Raw genomic sequence first — 6,476 nt, 5'->3', positions numbered from 1 at the left:
AGATAAAAAGGGCCCACCCGGCGACACGCCGAGCGGACACACTTTTTGCTACTTAACCCCCACGAAGGCTGCGGGGAAGTTCTAGGCAAAGCAAAACCCCGCCACCGTGATGGTGGCGGGGTTTGGTCGCTCTAGGCGAGGCTTAAATTAGAAGCCCAGTGCCTGGAGGAAGTTCGGCAGCAGGCCGATCAGGCTGGACAGAGCGTCGATCCACTTAGCGACGTTGGCCATGGACTCGAAGAAGAAGGTTGCGTTCTCCATTATGGAAACTCCTAGAGTGTAGGTCCGCTCGCCCGCAGGCGAGTGGGGAAACTGTTTTTAGAGGGACCCGCCGGGCGGGGCAGGGTGCGCCGCCAGAGCACTAGCGGCAAGCGGAAACCGGCGCGGTTTCCAGTGAATTACTTGGAGGAACCCGTTGGCTCAACCGGGGTGTAGCCCTTGCCAACCTCTGGGTCCTTACCGAAAGCCTTAGCCAGCTCGTTCAGGTTGTTCAGGTCGTTCTCCTTGCCGACCGGGCCGAAGTTGTCCTTACCCTGGACGATGTTGAAGATCGGCTTCAGGAACTCCCAGATGTTCTTCCAGAAGGTGGAGAAGTCGTTCAGGAAGGTGGTGATCATGTCGACGTTCATATGAACTCCTCGAAAAATATGACAGCCCCGCCACTTTCACGGGACCTACAGTGTTTCAACGCTGAGCGCGTTACGGCTACTGATTATGGCACAGGAAACACTTATGTCAAGAGAGGATAACATTTTCCTGCCAACATGTGAAAAGAATCACATATATAAGCATTCACCGCTTGCGGTAATTAAGCATCACCGCTGGTTAACACGCAATTAACCCCAAAAAATCCACACAGGCTATCCCTAGTTCGCGCACTTGAAAAACGTTCCCAATAGGAGATTGAGCTTACTTTTTGACACTCCTGAGAATTGCCTGAATGACGATGTCTGGCAGGCCGTCCCTCCCCAGCGAAGCATCCACGGGGAGTCCCCTTAAAGCACAGAAAGGCTCCCCACACCCCAGCGGGGCGCGAGGAGCCCAGAACGCGAGCCCTAGGGCTTAAACAGCGGGGCTCAGTAACGGGTTTTAGAAGCCGCCCATGCCGCCCATGGCGTCTGCGTCCGGCATAGCTGGAGCGTCCAGCTCCGGCTTATCCGCAACCACAGCCTCGGTGGTCAGGAACAGACCAGCGATGGAGGCAGCGTTCTGCAGTGCAGATCGGGTGACCTTCACCGGGTCGGAGATGCCAGCAGCCAGCAGGTCCACGTACTCGCCGGTGGCAGCGTTCAGACCCTCGCCGGCAGGCAGGTTGTTGACCTTATCCTCGACAACGCCCGGCTCCAGGCCAGCGTTGCGGGCGATCTGCTTCAGCGGGCCGGCCAGGGCAGCGCGCACGATCTGCACGCCGGTTGCCTCGTCGCCCTCCAGGCCCAGGTTGTCCTCCAGGACGTGCGCGGCCTGCACCAGTGCAGCGCCGCCGCCCGGGACGATACCCTCCTCGGCAGCCGCCTTCGCGTTACGCACGGCATCCTCGATGCGGTGCTTGCGCTCCTTCAGCTCCACCTCGGTGGCGGCACCGACCTGCAGGACGGCCACGCCGCCGGAGAGCTTCGCCAGGCGTTCCTGCAGCTTCTCGCGGTCGTAGTCGGAGTCAGCGTTCTCGATCTCCTGGCGGATCTGCTTGATGCGACCCTCCAGCTGCTCCTTGGAGCCAGCGCCATCGACGATGGTGGTGTCGTCCTTGGTGACAACGACCTTCCGGGCGGTACCCAGCAGCGGCAGGTCAGCGGTCTCCAGGTTCAGGCCGACCTCCTCGGCGATAACCTGGCCGCCGGTCAGGATCGCGATGTCCTGCAGCTGAGCCTTACGGCGGTCGCCGAAGCCTGGAGCCTTAACAGCAACGGACTTGAAGGTGCCGCGGATCTTGTTCACAACGAGGGTGGACAGCGCCTCGCCCTCGATATCCTCGGCCACAATCAGCAGCGGCTTGCCGGACTGCATGACCTTCTCCAGCAGTGGCAGCAGATCCTTGACGTTGGAGATCTTGGAGCTCACCAGCAGGATGTACGGGTCCTCCAGGACAGCCTCGCCGCGCTCGATGTCGGTAGCGAAGTAGCCGGAGATGTAACCCTTATCGAAGCGCATGCCCTCGGTGACGGAGAGGTTCACGCCGAAAGCGTTGGACTCTTCGACGGTGATCACGCCGTCCTTGTTCAGCTCACCATCGCCGACCTTGTACATAGCCTCGGCGATCAGCTTGCCGATCTCCTCATCCGCAGCGGAGATGCCAGCGGTGGAGGCGATCTGCTCCTGGGTCTCGATCTCCTTGGCGTTAGCCAACAGGTGCTCGGTCACCTTCGCGACGCCAGCCTGGATGCCGCGCTTGATGCCCATCGGGTTGGAGCCGGCAGCCACGTTGCGCAGGCCCTCACGGACCAGAGACTGAGCCAGAACGGTAGCGGTGGTCGTGCCGTCACCGGCGACGTCGTCGGTCTTCTTCGCGACCTCCTTGACCAGCTCGGCACCGATCTTCTCGTACGGATCCTCCAGCTCGATCTCGCGAGCGATGGTCACACCGTCGTTGGTGATCGTCGGTGCGCCCCACTTGCGCTCGAGGACAACGTTGCGGCCCTTCGGACCCAGGGTGACCTTGACGGCATCAGCCAGGGTGTTCAGGCCGGTCTCAAGGCCGCGGCGGGCCTCTTCGTCGAATGCAATCATCTTCGCCATTAGGCTTCAGATCCTCCGTTAGAGTTGGTGCGACACATGCGGGTCGAATCCAGCGCCCGCGACGGCACGGACAGGTAAGTGCCGCTCCACCCGTCCTCACTGAACTCGATCGTTCTTTTATCTGGCACTCAACCAGTGCAAGTGCTAACACCGTTTTTAGCACTCACACCCCTTGAGTGCAAGGTTCGCAACTTTGGGAAAAGCGTTACCCTAGATCCCATGACAAATAACGCAATCCCTACCCCGAACGAGGCCCGCGCAGCCCTCGAGGCACAACTGCCTTTTATTAAGGACGCGCTGACCGAACTCATCGCTTTCCAGTCCATCCACTCCGTCCCCGAGCTCGACGAGCACAACGACGGCGCCGCCGACTGGGTCGTCCGCCAGTTCCGGGAGGTCGGCGTCCCCGTCGAGGCCTACCCCACCTCCGACGGATCGAAGTCCGTCATCGGCCTGCGGGAACCGGAGGACGGCTACCCCACCGTCCTGCTGTACAGCCACTTCGACGTCCAGCCCGCCGGCAACATGGATGCCTGGAGCTCCGACCCATGGACCCTGACCGAGCGCGACGGCCGCTGGTACGGCCGCGGCACCGCGGACTGCAAGGGCTCCGTGAGCATGCACCTGGGCACCCTTCGCGCCCTCAACGAGCTCGCCGAGCAGTACCCGGTGCTGAACAAGGTCGGCATCCGGGTTGTCGTGGAGGGATCCGAGGAGCGTGGCGGCTACGGCTTGGAGAACCTGCTGGCCGAGCGCCCGGAGCTCTTCGCCGCAGACGTGTTCCTCATCGCGGACTCCGGCAACGACTCCGTGGGCGTGCCGAGCCTCTGCACCGCCCTGCGCGGCTCCGCGGCGGTCACCGTCCGCCTGCAGACCCTGGAGCAGCCGCTGCACTCCGGCCAGTTCGGCGGTGCCGCCCCGGACGCGACCGTGGAGCTGATCAAGCTGCTCAGCACCCTGCACGACGAGAAGGGCCTGGTCGCCGTCGAGGGCCTGGCGCCGAGCACCACCTGGGAGGGCGTGGGCCCGGACGAGGCCACCTTCCGCCGCGACGCCGGCGTGCTGGACGGCGTGGACGTCTACGGCGCGGACCAGGGCCTGAAGCCCAATGACCTCACCGTCGCCCGCCCGGCGATCACCGTCACCGCCATCGACGCCCTGCCGGTCAAGGACGCGGTCAACGCCGTGCCGGCCGAGTCCGCGGCCGTGGTGAGCCTGCGCGTGCCGCCGGGAATGGAGCCGAAGGAGTGCCAAGACTTGCTGGTCGCCCACCTGGAGAAGCACGCCCCGAACGCGAAGATGAGCATCGAGCGTGAGTCCCTGGCCGAGCCCTTCAGCGCGGACCTGACCGGCCCGGCCCTGCAGCGCCTGGCTGGCGCACTGGGTGACTCCTACGCCGCGGCTTCCGGCAAGGAGCACATGGACATCGCGGAGGTCGCCTCCGGCGGTTCCATCCCGCTGACCAATAAGCTGCTCTCCGCCCACCCGGGCGCGGAGCTGGCGCTCTACGGCCTGGCCGAGCCGCAGGCCCGCATCCACTCCGCCGACGAGTCCGTGGACCCGACCGAGATCCACTCCGTGGGTGCCGCACAGCTGCTCTTCCTCGCCCGCACGGCAGCTGAGGTGAACTAGCGCAATGGCGGAATCGGTAGCAGGCGGGGCGAAGAAGGCGCCCGCGAACGCGGGTGGTGCAGGAAAGATGGGCGGCGCTGAAAAGAAGGAAAGTACCGGACAGGCGGGCGCGACACAGCGCTCCCCCGCGCCCGGTGACTTCTGGACCGTCCAGACCACCACCGGCGCGGTGAAGGGGCACGCGGAAACCGGTACTGCCGCATTCCGCGGCATCCCCTACGCCCAGCCACCCATCGGGTCCCGCCGCTTCCGCCGCGCCGAGCCCATCGAACCCTGGGAGGGAACCTTCGAGGCCCGCGCGGACGGCGAGTACTGCTACCAATTCCGCAACAAGGCCACCGGTTGGATCGGTTCCGAGGACTGCCTGTGGCTGAGCGTCGTCGTGCCGCGCGGTACGGCACGGGGCAACAACACGACGAACGCGGACAGCGCCACGGACGTGGACACTGCTACGGACGCGGAACCTGCCACAGGCGCGGACAACGCACCAGCCCTTATTAATAAGGAGCACGCGATCGACGCCACGGCGCGCCGACCCATCGCGGTTCACCTCCATGGTGGCAGCAACGTCCACGGCTCTGCGGCCGATCCGCAGCGCTCCGGCGAGCACTTCGCGCAGGCCACCGACTCCATCTACGTGGGCGTGAACTACCGGCTCGGCATGTTCGGCCAGCTTTTCTTCGGTGAAGGCTTCGACGACGAGCGCATCGACACCAACGCCGGGCTCTCCGACATCATCGAGGCCCTGAAGTGGATCCAGGCCAACGCGCGCGCCTTCGGTGGCGACCCGGAGCGCATCACGATCTTCGGCGAGTCCTCGGGCGGGGCGATGGTCACCGCGCTGATGACCAGCCCTGCCCTGGAGGGCGTGATCGCCGGCGCGATCGCCCAGTCCCCCGCGGGAGCCATGGTGCACACCTCGGAGAACGCCACGTACTGGCGCGAGCAGGCAGTGGCAGAGCTCGCCCGGATCCGCGGGCTCGTCGATAATGAAAAAGCTAAGGCTGAGGCTAAGGGCAAGGACACAGACAAGGACAAGGACGCCGGCACTGGCGCCGAACCCGCCACCGCGACCGGCGGCCTCAGCGTCGATGACCTCTTCGACGCCACCGCCACCGAGCTGGGCGAGATCACCGAGGCCCTCGTTGCCCACAACCTCCGCTACGCACCGGGGGTCTCCGGGCCCTTCGCCCCCATCGTGGACGGCGACCTGCTGCCCAAACACCCGCTGGCCAAGGGCGCGCAGCGCGATCTGCCGCTGCTGGTGGGCTATAACCGCGACGAGTACCGGCTCATGCGCTGGGAGCCGCTGCGCACCAAGCATCAGTGGTCGCGCACCGTCGCGCTCGCCGAACACGTGAGCACGGATGTCGAGGAACTGCTCCAGCACTACAAGGGCATTCAGCGCCGCTCCGCGGTGGGCGAGTTCACCGGGCACGCGATCTTCGTGGCCCCGGCCTATCTGCTGGCCGAACAGCACCCCACGGGCAAGGTGTGGTTCTACCGGCTGGACATGACCACCCCTTCCCTGGAGCTCAGCGGCATGGGCGCGACCCACGCCCTCGACCTGCCGCTGCTGTTCCGCCGGGTGGATACCAGCCGCGGCAAGCTCGCCCTCGCGCTCGGCGGGGCGAAGCAGATGAACCGCACCAGCGAGGCGATGCTGCGCCGCTGGCGGGCGTTCCTCCATGACCTCGACCCGGGCTTCGAGCGCTACCGGGGTGATGCGGATGCAGAAGGCGCCACTGCGCCGGGTACCGCAGGCGCCGCTGCACAGAGCAGCACTGTGTCGAACTCCGCGGAGGGGGCTGACCCAGCCCGCCACATCCAGGTCTTCGACGGCAAACGCTTCGATAGCGGCGAGGAAAACCAGCTCCTGGAGCCCTCCCCGCGATGGAAGGCCTGGGAGAAACTGCATATCCCGCAGGGCTGAGCGTCAGGCGTGAGGCTGGTGACGTCCTAAATATAAGGACGGGCGGGGAACAGGAACGCGGTCCGTGGGAACACACCCCGGGCCGCGTCTCAGATTATGGGACAATCTATCCCACCTACTGCACCCCCATTTGGGCCTAAAAACTGTTGAACAACTCGCGGGGGTAAAAAGAAAGGGA

4 protein-coding genes are annotated in these 6,476 nt (G+C 64.8%); 2 read left to right on the top strand and 2 right to left on the bottom strand.

Going from position 1 to position 6,476, the window contains the following annotated elements; translation table 11 throughout:
- Positions 1-398: 398 nt before the first annotated feature.
- Both HMPREF3088_RS08875 and groL read right to left on the bottom strand, forming a co-directional pair.
- Positions 399-629 (bottom strand): hypothetical protein, encoded by a 231-nt coding sequence (locus HMPREF3088_RS08875; RefSeq protein ID WP_070759524.1) that lies wholly within the window; start codon positions 627-629, stop codon positions 399-401.
- Positions 630-1,089: 460 nt separating this feature from the next.
- Positions 1,090-2,733, bottom strand: a complete 1,644-nt coding sequence (gene groL, locus HMPREF3088_RS08870; protein ID WP_070759522.1) for a chaperonin GroEL — start codon at positions 2,731-2,733, stop codon at positions 1,090-1,092.
- 219 nt (positions 2,734-2,952) lie between these two features.
- On the opposite strand from groL, the gene HMPREF3088_RS08865 reads away from it, so the two are divergent.
- Together HMPREF3088_RS08865 and HMPREF3088_RS08860 are read left to right on the top strand one after the other, a co-directional pair.
- Positions 2,953-4,365 (top strand): dipeptidase, encoded by a 1,413-nt coding sequence (locus HMPREF3088_RS08865; RefSeq protein ID WP_070759520.1) that lies wholly within the window; start codon positions 2,953-2,955, stop codon positions 4,363-4,365.
- A gap of 4 nt (positions 4,366-4,369) precedes the next feature.
- A complete protein-coding gene (locus tag HMPREF3088_RS08860; RefSeq protein WP_070759517.1) occupies positions 4,370-6,298 on the top strand; it encodes a carboxylesterase family protein in 1,929 nt (642 codons plus the stop codon).
- Positions 6,299-6,476: the final 178 nt, after the last annotated feature.

The sequence above is a fragment of the Corynebacterium sp. HMSC22B11 genome (assembly GCF_001815965.1).
Taxonomy (GTDB): Bacteria; Actinomycetota; Actinomycetes; order Mycobacteriales; family Mycobacteriaceae; genus Corynebacterium.
The sequence above is the reverse complement of the archived record's forward strand: the minus strand, read 5'-3'. Positions and strand labels throughout refer to the sequence as shown.

Excerpts from the sequence above, each read along its gene's own strand:
- HMPREF3088_RS08875 (WP_070759524.1), bottom strand. The coding sequence starts at position 629 with ATGAACGTCGACATGATCACCACCTTCCTGAACGACTTCTCCACCTTC.
- groL (WP_070759522.1), bottom strand. The coding sequence starts at position 2,733 with ATGGCGAAGATGATTGCATTCGACGAAGAGGCCCGCCGCGGCCTTGAG.
- HMPREF3088_RS08865 (WP_070759520.1), top strand. The coding sequence starts at position 2,953 with ATGACAAATAACGCAATCCCTACCCCGAACGAGGCCCGCGCAGCCCTC.
- HMPREF3088_RS08860 (WP_070759517.1), top strand. The coding sequence starts at position 4,370 with ATGGCGGAATCGGTAGCAGGCGGGGCGAAGAAGGCGCCCGCGAACGCG.